This is a genomic window from Hyphobacterium sp. (assembly GCF_965229905.1).
In the GTDB taxonomy this organism is placed as follows: Bacteria; Pseudomonadota; Alphaproteobacteria; order Caulobacterales; family Maricaulaceae; genus Hyphobacterium.
In genome coordinates this window covers 1,182,415-1,202,272 of record NZ_OZ245930.1, presented here as the reverse complement: position 1 = coordinate 1,202,272, position 19,858 = coordinate 1,182,415, and the positions used below count along the sequence as shown (strand labels likewise).

Here is a 19,858-nt window from a genome sequence, read left to right as displayed (position 1 = left end):
AATCGGCAAGCCGCGCTGTACAGCAGCGCGGCTTGTTCTTGTGCGCAAAGAGTGGAATCAACCGCCCCACTTTCAGTCCTGACCGGTATTCGCCATGACCCAGACCTTTCCGACGCTCTCTTCGCCCGTTTCCTTGCCGGAGATCGAGCGCGAAATTCTGGATTTCTGGGCCGCCGACAAGACGTTCGAAGCCTCGGTCGAACAGCGCCCTGACGACAATCATTTCGTCTTCTATGACGGCCCGCCCTTCGCAAACGGACTGCCGCATTACGGCCATTTGCTGACCGGCTTCGTGAAGGATGTCATCCCGCGTTACCAGACGATGAAGGGCAAGCGCGTGGAGCGCCGCTTCGGCTGGGACACGCACGGCCTGCCGGCCGAGCTGGCGGCCGAGAAGGAGATCGGCGTCTCCGGCCGCAAGGCGGTGCTCGATCTCGGCATCGACAAGTTCAACGATGCCTGCCGGACCGCCGTGCTCCGCTATACTAAGGACTGGGAGGATTATGTCCGCCGCTCGGCGCGATGGGTCGACACCGAGAACGCCTACAAGACGCTCGACCTCTCCTTCATGGAAAGCTGCATCTGGGCGTTCAAACAGCTCTTCGACAAGGGGTTGGTCTATAAGGATTACCGTGTCGTGCCCTATAGCTGGGCCGTGGAATCGCCGCTCTCCAATTTCGAGACCCGGCTCGACAATGCCTATCGCATGCGCACCGACCCGGCGATCACCGTGGGCTTCCCGCTGACGGACGGCACCGGCCTTCTCGAAAATGCGCGCATCCTGATCTGGACCACGACGCCCTGGACCCTGCCCTCCAACCTCGCGACCGCGGTCGGCGAGGACATCACCTATGCCGTGATGGGCAAGGGCGATGACAAGCTTGTCCTCTCGGTCAACGGGCTGGAGAAATACAAGAAGGAACTCGAGGGCTATGAAAAGCTCGGCGAGGTGAAGGGGTCAGATCTCAAGGGTCTGCACTACACTCCGCCCTTCGACTATTTCCTCGGCCAGGAAAACGCCTTCCAGGTGCTGTCCGGCGACTTTGTCGTCGACGAGGACGGCACCGGCATCGTCCACATGGCACCGGGCTTCGGTGAGGACGACCTCAAGGCCAGCCGCGAGGCCGGCATCGGCGTCGTCGTGCCCGTCGATCACACCGGAAAGTATACCAGTGCCGTCTCCGACTATGAGGGCATGCTGGTCTTCGACGCCAACAAGCTGATCATCCAGCGCCTCAAGGAGGACGGCAAACTCCTCCGCCACGATACGATCGACCACAATTATCCGCATTGCTGGCGCACCGACGAGCCGCTGATCTACAAGGCGGTCGAGAGCTGGTACCTGGAAGTTTCGAAATTCCGCGACCGCATGGTCGAGCTCAACCAGCAGATCGACTGGACGCCGTCCCACGTGAAGGACGGGCTGTTCGGCAATTGGCTCGCCAATGCCCAGGACTGGAACATTTCGCGTTCGCGCTTCTGGGGCACGCCGATCCCGGTCTGGGTGTCGGACGATGCGAATTATCCGCGCGTCGATGTCTATGGCTCGATCGCCGAGCTCGAAGCCGATTTCGGCGTCAAGGTTGATGACCTTCACCGGCCCTATGTCGATGAGCTGACTCGCCCCAACCCGGACGATCCGACCGGAAAGTCGGTGATGCGCCGCGTCGAGGACGTTTTCGACTGCTGGTTCGAGAGCGGCTCCATGCCCTATGCGGCGGTGCATTACCCGTTCGAGAACAAGGACTGGTTCGAGGCCAATTTCCCGGCCGATTTCATCGTCGAATATGTCGCCCAGACGCGCGGCTGGTTCTACACGCTGATGGTGCTCGGCACGATGCTGTTCGACGCGCCGCCCTTCAAATCGGCGATCTGCCATGGCGTCGTGCTCGACGAAAACCGCCAGAAGCTGTCCAAGCGGCTGCGCAACTATCCCGACCCGCTCGAATTCTTCGACGCCTATGGCTCGGACGTGATGCGCTGGTTCCTGATCTCCTCGCCGGTCCTGACCGGCGGCGATCTCCTGGTGCCCAAGGAAGGCCGCGATGTCGCGGCCGTGCAGCGCGAGGCGATCTCGCCGCTGGTCAACGCCTACACCTTCTTCTCGCTCTACGCGAACCTCGAAGACCGGCGCCCCGAACTGGTCACCGAAGCGTCCGACCCGCTCGATAAATACATCCTGACCAAGACCGGCGAGCTCGCCGTCACCGTGGCCGAGCGGCTCGACGCCTATGACGTGCCCGGCGCCTGCCGCGAGACCAAGGCTTTCATGGATGCGCTGACCAACTGGTATATCCGCCGCTCGCGCGCCCGCTTCTGGGGCGGTGAGGGTGAGGCCGCCGACGCCGCTGCCTTTGACACGCTCTACACGGTTATGGTGCGGGTCTCGCAAGTGGTTGCGCCGCTGATGCCGCTCCTCGCGGAGAAGCTCTACAAGAGCCTGACCGGCGAGCGCTCGGTGCATCTCACCGACTGGCCGTCAGCCGACCTCTTCCCGCAGGACCATGAACTGGTCGCCGCGATGGATCGCGTCCGCGAAGCCTGTTCGGCTACGCTCGCCGTGCGCGAACGTTTCCGCCTGCGCGTCCGCCTGCCGCTGAAGTCGCTCGTCGTCGCCCATCCGGAAGCCGGCAGCCTTGAGGACTTTGCCGGCCTGATCGCCGATGAGGTCAATGTCCGCGAAGTGATCTTCGCCGACGATCTTGCCAAGTATGGCGAGCTGCAGATGAAGGTGAACCCGGTGATCGGCCGCCGCCTGGGCGCCAAGATGAAGGACGTCATGGCCGCCGCGCGCCAGGGCGATTTCACGCTGAATGATGACGGCACCGCGGAAGTCGCCGGCGAAACGCTGGGCCCGGACGATTTCGAGATGCGTCTGGAAAGCGCCGAGGGCACCGCCGCCGAACCCTTCGACAAGATCGGCGCCGCCGTGCTCGACGTGTCCGTTGACGAGGGCCAGGAACGCGAAGGCCTCGCCCGCGACCTCATCCGGGCGGTGCAGACTGCGCGTAAAGACGCGGGCCTCGACGTCTCCGACCGTATCCGGCTCGGTGTCGAGGGCGATGACGATGTCGCCGCGGCGCTCGCCGCCCATGGCGACATGATCAAGGCGGAAACCCTAGCGGTCGATCTGGCATCGTCGTTGGGTGACGGTTTCACGACTGACGCCAAGCTCACCGGCAAGACGGTGAAACTCGCCGTGGTGAAGGCCTAACCCCTCACCCGGGATGCTCATCGCTGCGCGATTTCGCACCCTTCCCCTCTCCCCTTACGAAGGGGAGAGGGAAGAGCGGGACGGTCACGTCAGTGACCGGATTGCGAGGGTGAGGGGTTCGTTCCTCGAGCCCCCAACGGGGAGAGCGACACAAACCCAAACCTCCAATCCCCGTCTTCCTCCGATTTAATCGGAGGATCTCAGAGACCCTCCGGTCAAGCCGGAGGGAGGCGGGAAAGTTATGCTTTCCTCCCCCGCTTGCGGGGGAGGGGGACCACGAAGTGGTGGAGGGGGCACATGCCCCCCCTCGTCCTTTCAGGACACTCCCCCCGTGAACGGGGGGAGAAAAATGTGGAACTCTCCACTCAATTACTCGTCATCCCGGGGCAGGCCGCAGGCGTGAACCCGGGACCCATGCCGTATCGTCACCATTCCCGAAGGGGTCCTGGATCAGGCTGACGCCTGCCCGACACAACGGCGGAGTTCAGCCGGGATTCGTCAATTCCCGGATCGCCAGCAAGCTCTCCACGGATGCTTCGCCCTTCTCGGCGGCCACATCCGCCGTCGCCCGTGCCAGCGCCGCATAGAGCGCAGCAAGATCGGCATCCGCATGGCTTAGCTTTTCCAGATGCCGCGCCACCGTTATCGGATCGCCACGCGCCACCGGGCCGGTGAGGGCTGCCGCAGGGCCGGTTTCGAGAACGGCCTCCAGCACGTCTCGCAGGATCGGCCCGGCAATCGCTATCCCGTCCTCACGCGATACTCCAGCCTGTTCGAAGGTCGACAGTCCCGCTGCAACGAGGGTCGGCAGATGATTGGCCATGAACACGATGGCCGCATGGTAAAGCGTCCGGTCGATCTCGTCCGGCAGGTCGAGCGTACGCCCACCGATCGCCGCAAACGCCTTCGCCAGTTCGGCCCGCGCCGACGCCTCGCCCTGCAGCGTCGTCATCGTGCCCGCAAAGGTCTCGACCGCGCGTGCCGGATCGGCGAAAGCCTTCACCGGATGCGCGCAGACACAGCGTACATCCTTGCTCGCCAGTGGCTCGAACAGATCCAGGCCGAGCGCACCCGACGTGTGGGCGATAATGGCGCCGGGCTTTAAGTCTTGCTGGATCAGATCGGCGATGACCGTTTCCAGCGCCGGGTCGGGAACGGCCACAAGGACGATGTCCGCGTCCTGCAGTGACCCGCCCGGCTCGCCCGATCCGATGAACGCCACAGCCTCATCGACCGGTCGCTTGTCCCGCCCGATCAGCGCACCGATCTCGAACACCTGATTGTCATGAAACAGCCGGGCCAGCGTCCGTCCGACCTTGCCCGGCCCGATGACGGCGAGGCGTTTCATCAGGCCAGGAGCCGTGCCGGGAGCCAGCGGTCGGGATCGGCCCCGGCCTGTTCGCCGGCGCCGAGATCCTTGACCTCATGCGGTTCGCCGGCAAACCAGAAATAGGGAATGCCCTTGCGCTCGGCATAGCGGAACTGGTTCTTGAGCTTGGCCGGCGCGTGGTAGACCTCGACATTGATGCCGCGCGACCGCAGCCGGTTGGCGAGCTTGTCAAGCTCCAGCACATCGCTTTCCGGGAATCGGGCAATCAGCACGTCGGTGGGCGAGGCACGCTCGCCGGTAATCACGCCCTCCTTCACCAGCTTGGCGAAGAGGCGGGTCAGGCCGATGGAAATGCCGACGCCGGGCAGATCGCGCTTGATGTAGGCGCCGACGAGATCGGCATAACGCCCGCCCGCACAGATCGCCGAATACTCCGGATAATCAATAAGCTGCGCCTCGTAGACGACGCCCGTGTAATAATCAAGCCCACGCGCGATCGCGAGATTGGCCTCGACCACGCAACCGCCCTTCTCGGCCGCATTCAGCCGGTTCATCACGGTTTCGAGCTCGGCGAGGCCTTCCTCGAACAGCGCGTTTTCAACGCCCAGCTTCCGCGCGTCGGACGCGAAGCTGTTATCGGTCGAGCGGATCTGCGCCAGCGCGAGGCAGGCTTTCGCCGTGTCGGTCGAAAGCCCGTTCTCCTCGACCAGGAGGCGCTCGATTTCACTGGCCGGCAGCTTGTCGATCTTGTCGACCACGCGGATCACGTCGGCCGCGTTCTCAATCCCGAGCCCTTCATAAAAGCCGATCAGGATCTTGCGGTTGTTCAGCATGAAGCGGATCCGCCCAGCGCCGACCGCATTCAGGGCCTGCATCGCGATCAGCGCGATCTCGGCGTCGAAATCGTGGCTGATCTCGTCCTGGTCGATGACATCGACATCGCATTGCAGGAATTCGCGGAAGCGGCCTTCCTGCGGACGCTCGCCGCGCCAGACTCGCTGGATCTGGTAGCGCTTGAACGGGAAGGTCAGCTCGTTGAAATGCTGAGCCACATAACGCGCCGTCGGCACGGTCAGGTCGAAATGCAGGGCGAGGCGCGCACCTTTCTCATCGGCCTCGGCATTCAGCCGCTGCAGCCCGTAGATTTCCTTGTCGACATCGCCGCCCTTGGCCGCCAGCGTCTCGACCTCTTCCACGGACGGCGTCTCGATATTCACATAGCCATGGCGCTCGAACACCTGCCGGATCGTGTCGACCCAGCGCAGCTCGGCGCGCCGCAGATCGGGCGTGTATTCCGGGAAACCGCTAATGGCGCGGGCTTTGGCGATGGGCTTGGCTTTGTCAGACACTTTCAACCGGGCTCTCTGCGCACTATTTTGGAGGAGGCGATAGCCTTGGAGGGGCACCTCTGTCCACTCCCCGGCATGCTTGACGCGGCATATAGGGCTTCTATAACCCGCGTCCTCTCCCTGTGGCGGCTGTAGCTCAGCTGGTAGAGCACTCGGTTGTGATCCGAGCGGTCGCGGGTTCAAGCCCCGTCAGTCGCCCCATCTATTTTTGCGCAGTCTCGGCTTCGATCTCTTCGCGCAGAGCCTCCAGTTCGAGCCAGCGCGTTTCCTTCTCGTCCAGCGTGGATTGCGCCAGGGAGAGACGCTCCGACGCTGCCTTGAAGCGATCTGGATCCTTCGTGAACAGGTCCGGTGCCGCGAGTTCGGATTCCAGCTCCGCAATCTCGGCCGTTAACCCATCGATCTCGCCCGGCAGCTTCTCCAGCGCATAGCGGTCCTTGTTCGACATTTTCCGCTTCGCCGATTTGGCGGCAACCGGCGAACCGGAACTCGGGGCCGATACGGACTTCACCGCCTTGCGCGCCGCGACATCCGCGCCGCGTTGCGCCAACATGTCGGTATAGCCACCGGCATAGATCAGCCATTTGCCGCCGCCCTCCGGCGCGATCACGCGCTGAGCGATCCGGTCAAGGAAGTCCCGGTCGTGCGTGATCAGGATCACCGTGCCGTCATAGTTGGCGATGAAATCCTCGAGCAAATCCAGGGTTTCGAGATCGAGATCGTTGGTCGGCTCATCCAGCACCAAGACATTCGATGGCCGCGCCAGCGACCGCGCCAGGAGGAGCCGCGCCCGCTCACCGCCCGACAGCGTCTCGACGGGCGTACCGGCCTGTTCGGGGCGGAACAGGAAATCCTTCATGTAGGACATGACATGCTTGGACCTGCCGCCGACTTCGACCATGTCGCCGCCCGGCGACAATGCGTCCTTGACCGTCCAGTCGGGCTTCAGCGCCGCGCGGTGCTGGTCGAGCGTGGCGATCTCCAAATTTGTGCCAAGCACGAGTACGCCGTCATCCGGCGCCAAAGCGCCTGTCAGCAAGTTGAGCAGCGTCGTCTTGCCGGCGCCGTTGGGACCGATCAGGCCGAGCCGTTCGCCGCGCTCGATGCGGATCGAGAAATCCTTGACGATGACCGTGTCGCCAAAGGCTTTTGACAGCTGTTTCGCCTCGACCACCCGTTTCCCGCTCTGGCCGGCGTCGCTCTGCTCGATCGACGCCAAGCCCGCCGTCTTCTCGTAATTCCGGCGCTGGTCCTTGAGCTCGGACAGCTCACGCATTCTCCGGACATTGCGCTTGCGCCGCGCGGTGACGCCATAACGCACCCAGTGCTCCTCGCGCGCAATCTGGCGGTCCAGCTTGTGCTGTTCCTCGGCCTCCTTTTCCAGGAGATCGTCGCGCCAGTCCTCGAAGGCGGCAAACCCCTTGTCGAGTTCCTGCGTTGCCCCGCGATCAAGCCAGACCGTTTTCCGCGACAGGTTCGAGAGAAACCGCCGGTCATGCGAAATCAGCACGAGAGCAGACCCGCTCGCTTTCAGCTCGCCCTCCAGCCATTCGATCGCCGGCAGGTCGAGATGGTTGGTCGGCTCGTCCAGCAGTAGGAGGTCCGGCGCCGGCGCCAGCGTCCGCGCCAACGCGGCGCGCCGCCGTTCGCCGCCGGACAACGTGCCGGTCGTCTCGTCGCCGGTCAGCCCGAGCGCGTTCAGATAATAGAGCGCCTGGTGCTCGTCGTCGCCCGGCGCCAACCCGTCGCGGACATAGTCGAACACGGTCGGAAACGCCAACAGGTCCGGATCCTGGTCGAGATAACGCACCGTTGCACCGGGATGCAGGAAGCGCTCACCGCTATCGGCCTCGACCAGACCCGCAGCGATCTTCAGGAGGGTCGACTTGCCCGACCCGTTGCGCCCGACCAGGCAGATCCGGTCGCCTTCCGACACCATCAGGCTGGCGTCGCGCAGAAGCGGCGTGACGCCGAAGGTCAGCGCCATGGATTGCAGGGTCAGGAGCGGGGGCGTCGCCATCAGCTCGTGACGCCGTCTCCGGCAAAAGCCTTCTCGATGACGAATTGCGCCGGTACGGCATTCGAGCCCTCGGTGAAGCCGCGCGCGATCATCATGTCTTTCAGATCCCGCAGCATCGCCTCTGAGCCGCAGATCATGACGCGGTCGGTCGCCGGATCGAGGTCCGGACGGCCGATCACCGCGGCGAGCTCGCCATTCTCGATCAGGTCGGTGATCCGGCCGCGTTGCGACTGGCTGTCGTCGCGCGTCGTCGAGGTGAAATGGATCAGCCGGTCGCCGACCAGCTCGCCGACCAGCGGATCACGCCGAATGTCCTCTACCAGCTGCTGGCCATACGCCAATTCTTCACCCGTACGACAGGTATGCGTCAGGATAACTTCCTCGAACTTGTCGTAGGTTTCCGGCTCGCGGATGATGCTCGCGAACGGTGCAATTCCGGTCCCGGTGGAGAACAGGTAAAGGTGTTTTCCCGGCACCAGTGCATCATGCACCAGCGTCCCCGTCGGCTTCTTTCCAAGCAGCACGCCATCGCCGACCTTGATGTGCTGCAGCTCCGTCGTCAGCTGCCCGCCGGGCGCCTTGATCGAATAGAATTCAAGCTCTTCGTCCCAGGTCGGGCTGCAGATCGAATAGGCGCGCAAGACCGGTTTGCCGCCGATCATCAGCCCGATCATGATGAATTCGCCCGCGCGGAAGCGGAAGGCCTGCGGCCGCGTGATCCGGAAGGAAAACAGTGTGTCCGTCCAGTGCTTTACGGCTGTCACGCGCTCGACCGTGCAGGTCTTCGGCGGGGTGTAATCGTCTGTCAGGATATTGTCGAACATGTCGGGGAGGTCCGGCAGCCGGTTGCGTTTGCGCGCCTACTTAGCGTCTTGCGCCGCCAATTGCACGAGGGTGTGGTGTTACGGATCAGGGAGTGGGGTCGGGGGTCAATCGAATTTCCAGTTCGCGGCCCAGTGCGCGGGCGGCGCGGCCAAGCGTTGCAAGTTCGATTTTGTCGTTCTCGGGATCGAGAAGCCGGTCGAGCTGGCTGCGGCTGGTCTGCATCCTCCGGGCCATTTCCACTTTCGTGATGGCCTGCCGCTTCATTTCTTCGGCCAGCTGCCATGCCAGGACGCGCTTGATCGCGATCGCCTGCGTTTCATCGTAGAGGCCCTCTTCGTGGAGGAAGTCGTCGAAATCCGATCCGATCGCGGAGTCTTGGACACGGGATTTTGGTTCGCCATCGGTCATCGTATCGCTTTCATGCGTTTGATTGCCTTGTCGATTTCGGCTCCTGGCGTCTTCTGTGTCTTTTTCACAAAACCGGTCAGAAGCACCATTTTCTCGCCCTTGATGCAGAACAGAACTCGCGCGATGCGCCCGTTCGAAAGGGTTGAGCGGACTTCGCGGAGCCCGTTGCCCAAGGGCCGGCAGACGGGCATTCCGACGGGCCAGCCATATTCAACGGTCGCGATGTCGGCACCCACGATCTTCCGGTCCGCGGGGCTGAGCGAAGCCTTCAACCAGTCACGGACCGGCTCTTGGCCCGACGGCGTACGGTAGAAAACGGCCCTGATCTGCTTGGGCGCGATCGCCAATGTCAGCCTCTCCTACATCAATAATATGTACCGGTAAAGGTACATTTCCGCCGCATCACGCCCCCGATTGACTCTTACCATGCGCGGAACAAAAATAGAACAAATGATCGCGCCATCGGGGATAGACCGCCTCGTGCAGCCCGCCAACCGGCTGCGCGATGACGCCGCTGCCGCCGCCTTTCCCTTCGGACTGGCGGCGGAAGGCGTGCATGAGATCGCCGAGGCGAGCCATGGCGATGCCGGCGCGATAGCGGGCTTTGCCTTGTCGGCGCTGGCCCGCTCCCGGCCCGGTATCTGGCTATGGATCCGAGAGCGTGTCATTGCCCTCGATCACGGCCGCCTGACCGGGCTCGGCGCAGCGGCTTTCGGGCTGGACCCGGCGCGCTTGCTGTTTGTCGAGACAGGCTCCGTGCTCGAGGCGCTCATGGCAACGGAAGAGGGGCTGCGCTCCGGCGCGGTCTCGGTGGTCATCACCGAGCTGCGCGATCTCGATTTCACCGCCAGCCGCCGCCTGGTTCTGGCCAGCGAGCATACGGCGACCCCGTCCGTCCTGCTCCTGCCCTACACGCGCGAAGGCGCGACCGCGGCGCATGCCCGCTGGCGGATCTCACCCATGCCTTCGGCGCCGAACCTGTTCGACGCCCGTGCGCCGGGCCGTCCGCGCTGGCGGGCGTTGCTGGAACGCTCGCGGCAGGCACCGGGACAGGCCGGCCGCCATTTTGATCTGGAGTTTGACGATGCGACGCTATGCCAGCGTCTGGTTCCCGGACTGGCCGATCGACCGGCTGCGGCGCGCCCGCCGCAAGCGGGGCGCGTCCTGCCCTTCCGAAAAGCCGGATGAGACGCCTTTCATTCTGACAGAGCAGGGCGTGACCGGCTTGCGCGTCGCGGCGGCCAACAATGCCGCCAACCGTCTCGGCATCGGCCCCGGCCTGCGCTTTGCCGATGCCAAAAGCCGCGCGCCGCACCTGCAGGTCGAGCCGGTCGATCGCGCCGCCGATGCCGCCGCGCTCGAGGCGCTCGGCCTGTGGGCGACTCGCTGGACGCCCTTGTCAGCGGTCGACGGGATCGACGCCTTGCGGCTCGACATCACCGGCTGCGCCCGCTTTTTCGGCGGCGAAGGTGCGTTGCTCAATGAGATCGGCGAACGCTTTTCCGGTGACGGCCTGTCTTGCCGCATTGGCGCCGCACCGACGGCCGGGGCCGCCTGGGCGCTGGCGCGATATGGCAATGGGCGGGTCAATGTTTGCCGCACCGACCAGGACATCCGCGAAATCCTGAAGGACCTCCCGGTGCAGGGGCTGCGCCTGTCGGAGGAGGCCGAACGCCTTCTGCGCCGCTTCGGCCTGACCCGGATCGGCCAGCTCTACGAGATTGACCGCACAGCGCTGACCCGCCGCTTTGCCTCCCGCGAGGCGGTGGAAGCGGTGCGCCTGCGTCTCGACCAGGCACTCGGCCTGATGTCGGAACCGCTCACCCCGTTGCGCCCGCCGCCGGACTATGCGGCGCGGCAGAGTTATGTCGATCCGCTGATCTGTGGCGAGGGCATTTCAGCCGGTCTCGTCACCTTGTCGGAACGGCTCTGCCAACAATTGGAAAGAGATGGGAAAGGCGCCCGCGACTTCACGCTGACCGCTTTCCGCTCCAATGGCACGGCGAGCTTCGTTGCGTTGTCGACGGCCCGCCCGGTGCGCGACCCGGCGCATCTCCAGCGCCTGTTCCGCGACCGGTTGGAGAAGATCGATCCCGGCTTCGGCATCGACCTGTTGGCCTTCACCGCGGCGCGTCCCGACAATCTCGAGACTGAGGCCCGGCATTTATCGGCCGAGCTGGCGCCGGGTCCGGTCGATGCCACCGCCCTGGCGGCCCTGGCCGACCGGCTGACGGCACGGTTGGGCGAGGGCGCGGTGCAATTGGCCGAACCCGTCAACAGCCACGATCCGCAGCGCGGCGAAACGATGCGGGCCTTCGAAGGACAGATGGCGGATTGGAAAGCGGCCCTTGCCGCCCCGCGCGGCGCCCGGCCGGTACGCATGTTCGACCGGCCTGAAGCTGTGGATGTACTCGCCGAAGTCCCCGACGGTCCGCCCGTGCGCTTCATCTGGCGGCGTGTGCCGCGCCGGGTGAAGCGCGCCGACGGGCCGGAACGCATCGCGCCGGAATGGTGGCGCACCTTCAATGCCGAGGCGCGCGCACGCGATTATTATCGCATCGAGGACGAGGAGGGCCGGCGTTACTGGGTGTTTCGCGAAGGCCTCTATCAGGACGGGCGCGGCGGCACACCGCGCTGGTTCGTGCAGGCGCTGTTCGCATGACCGGTTATGCCGAGCTCCAGGTCACGACCAATTTTTCCTTCCTGCGTGGCGCGTCCCACGCGGAGGAATTGGTGCTTCAGGCGCGCGTTTGCGGTCTCAAGGCGATCGGTGTTTGCGACCGCAACACGCTGGCTGGTGTGGTCCGCACCCATCTCGCGGCCCGGGAACACGGGCTCAAACTCCTGGTTGGCTGCCGGCTCGACCTGACCTGCGGGCTAAGCCTGCTTTGCTATCCCACCGATCGCGCCGCCTACGGCCAGCTCTCCACCCTCCTCTCCAAGGGCAAGATGGGCGACGTGCCCAAGGGCGAATGCCACATCACGCTGGAGGATGTGAAAGCGCGCGCCGACGGGCAAATCTTCATCGTCCTCCCGCCAGTCGAGCCCGATGACGCCTTCGAGATCCGGCTGACGGAACTGGCCGCTCTCTGGCCCGGCCGTTGCTATCTCGCCGCCACCTTCCGCCACCGGGGCCGCAATCGCGAAACGATCGCCTGCCTGGCAGCGCTCGGCGAGCGGACAGGTGCGCCCATCGTGGCGACCAATGACGTGCTCTACCACATCCCGCACCGCCGCCCGCTGCAGGATGTGCTGACCTGTATCCGCGAGGGTGTCACCATCGATACCGCCGGCTTCCGGCTTGAGGCCAATGCCGAGCGTTTCATCAAGCCGCCCGAGGAGATGGCGCGCCTGTTCGCCGGTCAGGAAGCGGCGCTGCGCCGCACGCTGGAGATCGCGGCGCGCTGCGACTTCTCGCTCGACGAGCTGGCCTATCACTATCCCGACGAGCCGGTGCCGCCCGGCAAGACGCCGCAACAACACCTTGCTGACCTGACCTGGCAGGGCGCCAAGGAACGCTATTCCAATGGCGTGCCGGCGCGGGTGAGAGCAGCAATCGAGAAGGAGCTCGCCCTCATCGCCGAGCTCGGCTACCCGCAATACTTCCTCACCGTGCATGACATTGTCGCTTGGGCCCGCACGCAGGACATTCTCTGCCAGGGCCGGGGGTCGGCGGCCAATTCTTCGGTCTGTTTCTGTCTCGGCATCACCAGTGTCGATCCCGACAAGTCGAGCCTTCTGTTCGAGCGCTTCATGTCCAAGGAGCGGCGCGAGCCGCCCGACATTGACGTCGATTTCGAGCATGAGCGGCGCGAGGAGGTGATCCAGTATGTCTACCGGCGCTATGGCCGCCACCGCGCCGCCCTGACCGCCACGGTGATCTCCTACCGTCCGCGCTCGGCGGTGCGCGAAGTGACCAAGGCGCTCGGCCTGTCCGAAGATATCGGCGCGGCGATGGCCGGCACGGTCTGGGGCAGCTGGGGCCGCGAGGTGTCCGACAAGCGGATCGAGGAAGCCGGGCTTGATCCGGCCAATCCGATGATCCGCCGCGCCATCAAGCTGACCACCGAGCTGATCGGTTTTCCGCGCCATCTCTCCCAGCATGTCGGCGGCTTCGTGCTGACCCAAGGACCGCTGATCGAGACCGTGCCGATCGGCAATGCGGCGATGGACGACCGCACCTTCATCGAATGGGACAAGGACGATATCGACGCGCTCGGCATCATGAAGGTCGACGTGCTCGCGCTCGGCATGCTGACCTGCCTGCGCAAGGGGTTCGACTTGATCGCTTTGCATGGCGGATCGCGCTACGACCTCGCCAGCGTGCCGAGCGAGGACAAGGCAACCTATGACATGTTGTGCGCGGCTGATTCCGTCGGCGTCTTCCAGGTCGAGAGCCGCGCCCAGATGAACATGCTGCCGCGCCTCAAGCCGCGGCAATTCTACGATCTGGTGATCGAGGTGGCGATCGTCCGCCCGGGCCCGATCCAGGGCGATATGGTGCATCCTTACCTACGCCGCCGGAAAGGGCTGGAACCGGTCTCCTATCCCTCTCCGGCCCCGGACCATGGCCCGCCGGACGAGCTGGAAAAGATACTTTCACGCACCAAGGGTGTGCCGCTGTTTCAGGAACAGGCCATGCAGATCGCCATCGACGCCGCCAAGTTCACGCCCGACGAGGCGAACGGGCTGCGCCGCGCCATGGCAACCTTCCGCAAGGTCGGCACCATCCAGCACTATGAGGAAAAAATGGTGAACGGCATGGTCAGCCGCGGCTATGAAGAAGACTTCGCCAAGCGCTGTTTCGACCAGGTCAAAGGCTTTGGCGAATACGGCTTCCCGGAAAGCCATGCCGCCAGCTTTGCGCTCCTCGTCTATGTCTCCTCCTGGATGAAGTGCCACCGCCCGGATGCCTTCGCGGCGGCGATCCTCAATTCCCAACCCATGGGATTCTATGCCCCCGCCCAACTGGTTCGCGATGCCCGCGAGCATGAGGTCGAGGTGCGCGGTGTTGACGTTAATCATTCCGACTGGGACTGCACGCTGGAACCGGCGGAGGACGGGCCCTGGCCGTGCGCGCTGCGGCTCGGCATGCGGCTGGTCGACAGCCTGAAGCAGGAGGATGCCGAGCGCCTGATGCAGGCCCGCGGGGCCGGTTACGAGGATCCGGCCGCTCTGCGCCGGCGGGCCGGCCTGCGCCGTCAGCCACTCGAAGCCCTGGCGGCAGCCGACGCTTTCCGTTCGATCGGGCTGGATCGCCGCCAGGCACTGTGGGCGGTACGCGGCGAAGCCAAGGACCTCGCTTTACCGCTGTTTGCGGCCGCCGATGCGAAAGAGCAGGGCGCCGATGCGCCGGTGACGCTGCCGGACATGCCGCGCTCGGAGCACGTGCTGCAGGATTACCAGACCATCCGCCTGTCGCTGAAAGACCACCCGATGCGCTTCCTGCGCCGCGCCTATGGCGAGATGAAGATAAAAACCACCAATGAGATCAACAATCTGTGCAATGGCGCTCGGGCTATTCTGGCGGGCGTTGTGCTGGTGCGACAGCGGCCCGGCTCGGCCAAGGGGGTGTGCTTCATCACCATTGAGGACGAGACCGGCATCGCCAACCTCGTCGTCTGGCCGCGCGTCATGGAACGTTACCGGCCGGTCGTCATGGGCGCCCGCGTGCTTCTCGTGAAAGGACGGGTACAGTCCGCCGAAGGCGTCGTTCACCTCGTCGCCGATGAGCTGATCGACCGCACCGCCGATCTCACCCTACTTTCGGAAGATGCCCGCCGCGCCATGGACAATGCGTTGGCCCATGCCGACGAGGTGCGCCGTCCGATCGACGACCATCGCGTGCCCGCCCCGCGTCATCCCCGAAATGTCCGTGTGATTCCCAGGAGCCGCGATTTTCACTAGGCAGGGGACCAAGGTCAGGACCATCCCCCTTTTCCCCGAAAGTGGCGTTTTGTTCACTGGCCGCGGACACGGATCGTCCCCTATGGTCGGTTCGCACAGGCAGGAGGGACGCTGCGCGCTGCGCGGCGGGATAAAAGATGCTGGAAATCAAGTCGCTTTCGAAAACCTATGGCAATGGCGTGCGCGCGCTCGACAATGTCTCGCTGTCGATCCCCAAGGGCATGTACGGTCTTCTGGGCCCCAACGGCGCGGGCAAGTCGACCCTTATGCGGACCATTGCGACGCTTCAGAATGCCGACAAGGGATCCATCGATTTCGACGGAATCGATGTCCTCAGGGAACCCGCAAAATTGCGCGCTCAGCTCGGCTATCTGCCGCAGGATTTTGGCGTTTATCCCCGCATGTCGGCGCGCGCCATGCTGGACCATCTCGCCATCTTGAAAGGCCTGTCCGACAACAAGGAGCGTAAGCGGGTTGTCGAAGGTCTGCTCGAACAGACCAACCTGACGAAAGTCGCGAAGAAGTCGGTCGCCTCTTACTCCGGCGGCATGCGACAGCGCTTCGGCATCGCGCAGGCGCTGATCGGCGACCCCCAGCTCATCATCGTCGATGAACCCACGGCCGGGCTCGACCCGGAAGAGCGCAATCGCTTCCACAACCTGTTGTCGGAGATCGGCGAGAATGTGGTGGTGATCCTCTCAACCCATATTGTCGAGGACGTCGCCGATCTCTGCCCGCAAATGGCGATCCTCAACCAGGGCCGGATCGTTGCCGAAGGAGCACCGTCCGAGCTGATCTCACGGCTCGAGGGCAAGGTCTGGATGAAGCGCATTGCCAAGGCGGACCTGCCGGCGCATCGCGCGCAATACAACGTCATCTCGATGCGCCTGACCCAGGGCGAGGTCCTGATCCACGTTGAAGCCGATGCTTCGCCGGGCGACGGATTCGAGCCTGTGGCACCGGATCTGGAGGACGTCTACTTCTCGACCATCACCGCCAGTCAGACGCAGAACGCTGCGGCTTAAGCCCTGGGCAAGAGGAGACACGTCATGCTCGGCAAGATCGCCAGCTTCGAGTTCCGCTATCATATCTTTTCACAGGCTTTCTACTGGATCTTCGCGATCTTCTTCCTGTTCGTGTTCGGCGCCGCGGCATCCGATCAGATCCAGATTGGCGACAGCGCCGTCGTCAACGCCAATTCGCCCTATGCGATCTCGCTCAATATCCTGATCTTTTCGCTGTTCGGCATGGTGATCCCGATCGTCTTCCTGGCGAGCGGCATCCTGCGCGATCGCAGCTACAACACCTATGAGCTTTTCTACTCAACACCGGTCCGTGAGCGCGACTATCTGCTCGGCCGTTTTATCGGCGGCTTCGCCGTCACCGCCTTGGTGATGCTGAGCCTGCCACTCGGCAATGCCATCGGTTCGCTCATGCCGTGGGTGGATCCGGAATCGATCGGTCCGTTCCGCCTCGAATACTACCTCTATCCCTATCTCGTGCTCGGCGTCGCCAACATGTTCATTATCGGAATGATCCTGTTCACGGTCGCCAATTTAAGCCGGTCGCTGGTGATCACCTGGGTCGGACTGCTAGCCTTGTTCGTGTTCAACATCATCGCCGGCTTCCTCGATTCACAGCCGGAATGGCGCACGGCCGCCGCGCTCGCCGATCCTTTCGGCGGCAATGCTCTTTTCGATATCACGCGCTACTGGACGGCGGCCGACCAGAACACCCGGCTGGTGCCGATGGAAGGCGTATTCCTCCAGAATCGCCTGATCTGGATGGGCGTTGGGCTGGCGCTATTTGTCCTCAACCTGATGATTTTCTCGTTCCGCCGCGGCAATGCCCGTTTCGGCAACAAGAACGCCCGCCGGGCCGAAGCCCCGTTCGTGCCGGCCGAGATCGAATTGCCGAAATCGAGCCCGACGCCGGAGCGCGCAGCGAGAAAGCAGTTTCTGGCGCGGATCGCTTTCGAGGTGAAAGGCGTCGTCTTCAATATCGGCTTCTGGATCCTGCTGGCGCTGGGCGTCCTGCTGGTCGGCATCAATATGGTGTTGATGGCACCGGTTTACGGCACGCCGAGCTATCCGCTGACCCGCATCGTTGTGAACAGCATGATCGGCGGTTTTGTCCTGATCCCCATCATCATCGTGATCTATTACGCATCCGAGCTCATCTGGCGGGAGCGGACCATCCGCTTTTCGGAGATCGTTGACGCATCGCCGACGCCCAGTTGGGTTTTCATGACCGCCAAGCTGATCGCCATGTTCGTCGTGATTCTGGGGCTTCTGCTGGTGGCCGCGCTGATTGCCATCGGCTCGCAGCTGATCCGCGGTTATACCCAGCTTGAGCTGGACCAGTACCTGATCCGCTCGCTGGTCGATCTGGTGATACCGCTGACATTCCTGTCGATGATTGCGATGTTCTTCCAGGTGGTGAGCAACAATAAATGGATCGGGATCTTTGCCGTTGGCGCCCTGTTCATTGTCACCGCCTTCGTGTTGCCGAATGTCGGCCTGTCGCACAATCTCTACCTCTTCCCCTTCGTGTCGCTGAATCCGTATTCCGACATGAATGACTATGGCCATTTCCTGGGCATACAGCTCTGGTTCCATCTCTATTGGGGCGCCATCGCGGTTCTGCTGTTCGTGGTCGCGGCAGTGATGTTCAGTCGCGGCGCGCTGGCGCCGCTGACCTCGCGACTTATCGGCTTGCCGCGGGCGTTCAACGGGCCGACCGCAGGCCTTGCCGCGCTGTCGATCCTTGTCGCGGCGGGGGCGGGCGGCTGGATTTTCTACAACACCACCGTCCTCAACGAATTCGCGTCGGGACGCGAGCTGGAGCGGCGCTCGGCGGCCTTCGAACGCGAATGGCGTGATCAGCTCGAAAACCTGCCTCAGCCGACCATTACCGACGTGGAATACATGATCGACATCTATCCGCGCGAACGGCGGATGGCGGCGACCGGCACCAATATCATCGTCAACCGGACCGATGAGCCCATCCCCGTCGTCTGGGTGACCTATGGCTCGGCAGACCTACTCAGCTCCGATCTGGACGGTGTCGGCGGTGAAGAACGCAACGAATACGCCAATCTCCACGCCTATGAGCTGGACCCGCCCATGCAGCCGGGCGAGCGCCGGACGTTAAGTTTTGCGGTCGAGCTGACCAATCCCGGTTTCCGCAACAACGGCAACAATTCGTCGGTCCGCTACAATGGCACCTTCTTCAATAATGGCGAGTTCGCACCGGCCATCGGCTTCAGCCGGTCGGCGCTGATCCAGGACCCGGCCTCGCGCCGCCGTCTCGATTTGCCGCCGATCGACCGCGCCTATCCGCTGGAAGACGAAAGCCGCTGGGACGAGAATTATATCCGGCAGGATAGCGATTACGTCTTGTTCCGGACCCTGGTTTCAACCGATGAGGGCCAGACGGTCGTCGCGCCAGGCTATCTTCAACGCGACTGGGTCGAGGACGGCCGTCACTATTTCGAGTATGTGATGGAGGACCAAAGCCTCAACTTCTTCAACTGGATGTCAGCAGACTATGCGCTGGCGGAAGAAGAACGCGACGGCATCAACTATCAGATTTTCTATCACGCCGATCATGACTGGAATATCGCGCGCATGATGGAGGCGGCGCAGGATACGCTTGCTTACATGTCCGAACACATCAGCCCCTACCAGTACCGCCAGTACCGCACGCTGGAATTCCCGTACGGCGGTTTCGCGCAGTCCTTCCCAAACACCATCGCCTATTCGGAGAATGTTGGCTTCATCGCCGACCTGCGGGATCCCGATAATATCGATTATGTCTACTACATCACCGCGCACGAGGCCGCTCACCAATGGTGGGCCCACCAGATCATGGGACCGAATGTGCAGGGCGGAACCGTGCTCGTCGAAACCTTCGCCCAGTACTCGGCGATGATGGTGATGCAGCAGGAATACGGCGAGGATCACATGCGCCGTTTTCTCAAGTACGAGCTCGACAATTACCTGTCGCAGCGCGGCAATGAGGTACGCGAAGAGATGCCGCTCTACCGCGTCGAAAACCAGCCCTACATTCATTACCGCAAGGGTGCCGTCGTCATGTACGCCTTGCAGGACTATGTCGGCGAGGACGTCGTCAACCGGGCGCTCGCGCGGCTCGTCGACGCGTTTCAGTATCAGAGCGACCCCTATCCGACGACGCTCGATTTCCTCCGCATTCTGCGCGAGGAGGCCGGTCCGGAGCACGAACGGCTCATCCATGACTTCTTCGAGCGAATTGTCCTGTTCGACCTGTCGGTGACGGAAGCCGAAGTTCGCGAGCTGGAAGATGGCCGCTATGAGACCACCATGTCGATCGAAGCGCGCCTGTTCGAGGCCGACGGGGCGGGCAATGAAACCGAGGAGCCGATCGACTACGTCATCGATATCGGCGCGTTCTCGCGCGGGCTGGATGGCGCGCTCGAAGGCACCGATCACATCCTCCATTTCGAGCCGACCCGGATCAATGAAAACGAGATGAGCTTTACCTTCCTCACCGATGTCCGCCCTGCCTGGGTAGGGATCGATCCCTACAACAAGCTGATCGACCGCGATTCCGACGATAATCTGTTGCGGCCCGACTTCGAGGCGCTGCACAACACGGAATCGGACGGCAGAGGCGTTCAGGACAACGAATCCGAGGAAACGGCCGCCTTGATGTTGCAAGAATAACGGACATTGCCGGCGGACCGGAACCCGCCGGCGACGCTCTCTGCGGCGTGATCGAACTGACAGTCCGGTAACTTGCCGGTCATCTGGGCCCGCACTAGT

Annotated in this window: 12 protein-coding genes and 1 tRNA gene; 7 read left to right on the top strand and 6 right to left on the bottom strand. The window is 63.4% G+C overall.

What is annotated here, in order from left to right; translation table 11 throughout:
* Nucleotides 1-94: 94 nt before the first annotated feature.
* On the top strand, nt 95-3,214 hold the full coding sequence (ileS, locus tag ACO08C_RS06015) for an isoleucine--tRNA ligase (protein WP_421788364.1): 3,120 nt from the start codon (nt 95-97) through the stop codon (nt 3,212-3,214).
* Between the two features lie 484 nt (nt 3,215-3,698).
* Here the strand turns inward: ileS and ACO08C_RS06010 are convergent, their stop codons facing one another.
* Both ACO08C_RS06010 and hisS read right to left on the bottom strand, forming a co-directional pair.
* Complete coding sequence (locus tag ACO08C_RS06010; RefSeq protein WP_421788363.1) at nt 3,699-4,562, bottom strand: Rossmann-like and DUF2520 domain-containing protein; 864 nt, start codon at nt 4,560-4,562, stop codon at nt 3,699-3,701.
* Nucleotides 4,562-5,893, bottom strand: a complete 1,332-nt coding sequence (gene hisS / locus ACO08C_RS06005) for a histidine--tRNA ligase (RefSeq protein ID WP_421788361.1) — start codon at nt 5,891-5,893, stop codon at nt 4,562-4,564. The genes ACO08C_RS06010 and hisS overlap by 1 nt, the downstream gene beginning before the upstream one ends.
* Before the next feature lie 125 nt (nt 5,894-6,018).
* On the opposite strand from hisS, the gene ACO08C_RS06000 reads away from it, so the two are divergent.
* Nucleotides 6,019-6,094: transfer RNA gene (locus tag ACO08C_RS06000), tRNA-His, on the top strand.
* 1 nt (nt 6,095) lies between these two features.
* Here ACO08C_RS06000 and ACO08C_RS05995 read toward each other — a convergent pair.
* The 4 genes from ACO08C_RS05995 to ACO08C_RS05980 all read right to left on the bottom strand — a co-directional run bounded on the left by ACO08C_RS05995 (nt 6,096) and on the right by ACO08C_RS05980 (nt 9,487).
* The gene (locus tag ACO08C_RS05995) at nt 6,096-7,913 is read right to left on the bottom strand and encodes an ABC-F family ATP-binding cassette domain-containing protein (RefSeq protein ID WP_421788359.1); all 1,818 of its coding nucleotides are present in this window, start codon (nt 7,911-7,913) and stop codon (nt 6,096-6,098) included.
* Nucleotides 7,913-8,737 (bottom strand): ferredoxin--NADP reductase, encoded by an 825-nt coding sequence (locus ACO08C_RS05990; protein ID WP_421788358.1) that lies wholly within the window; start codon nt 8,735-8,737, stop codon nt 7,913-7,915. The genes ACO08C_RS05995 and ACO08C_RS05990 overlap by 1 nt, the downstream gene beginning before the upstream one ends.
* Before the next feature lie 85 nt (nt 8,738-8,822).
* The gene (locus tag ACO08C_RS05985) at nt 8,823-9,146 is read right to left on the bottom strand and encodes an XRE family transcriptional regulator (RefSeq protein ID WP_421788357.1); all 324 of its coding nucleotides are present in this window, start codon (nt 9,144-9,146) and stop codon (nt 8,823-8,825) included.
* Nucleotides 9,143-9,487 carry a type II toxin-antitoxin system RelE/ParE family toxin gene (locus tag ACO08C_RS05980; protein WP_421788656.1) on the bottom strand — a complete coding sequence of 115 codons (345 nt, stop codon included), beginning with the start codon at nt 9,485-9,487 and terminating at the stop codon, nt 9,143-9,145. Before ACO08C_RS05980 ends, ACO08C_RS05985 begins: the two co-directional genes overlap by 4 nt.
* A gap of 109 nt (nt 9,488-9,596) precedes the next feature.
* On the opposite strand from ACO08C_RS05980, the gene ACO08C_RS05975 reads away from it, so the two are divergent.
* The 5 genes from ACO08C_RS05975 to ACO08C_RS05955 all read left to right on the top strand — a co-directional run bounded on the left by ACO08C_RS05975 (nt 9,597) and on the right by ACO08C_RS05955 (nt 19,759).
* A complete protein-coding gene (locus tag ACO08C_RS05975; protein ID WP_421788355.1) occupies nt 9,597-10,334 on the top strand; it encodes an ImuA family protein in 738 nt (245 codons plus the stop codon).
* Complete coding sequence (locus ACO08C_RS05970; RefSeq protein ID WP_421788354.1) at nt 10,231-11,808, top strand: Y-family DNA polymerase; 1,578 nt, start codon at nt 10,231-10,233, stop codon at nt 11,806-11,808. Before ACO08C_RS05975 ends, ACO08C_RS05970 begins: the two co-directional genes overlap by 104 nt.
* On the top strand, nt 11,805-15,053 hold the full coding sequence (locus ACO08C_RS05965) for an error-prone DNA polymerase (RefSeq protein ID WP_421788352.1): 3,249 nt from the start codon (nt 11,805-11,807) through the stop codon (nt 15,051-15,053). The genes ACO08C_RS05970 and ACO08C_RS05965 overlap by 4 nt, the downstream gene beginning before the upstream one ends.
* Nucleotides 15,054-15,190: 137 nt before the next feature.
* Nucleotides 15,191-16,078 (top strand): ABC transporter ATP-binding protein, encoded by an 888-nt coding sequence (locus ACO08C_RS05960; RefSeq protein WP_421788350.1) that lies wholly within the window; start codon nt 15,191-15,193, stop codon nt 16,076-16,078.
* 24 nt (nt 16,079-16,102) lie between these two features.
* Complete coding sequence (locus ACO08C_RS05955) at nt 16,103-19,759, top strand: M1 family aminopeptidase (RefSeq protein WP_421788349.1); 3,657 nt, start codon at nt 16,103-16,105, stop codon at nt 19,757-19,759.
* Nucleotides 19,760-19,858: the final 99 nt, after the last annotated feature.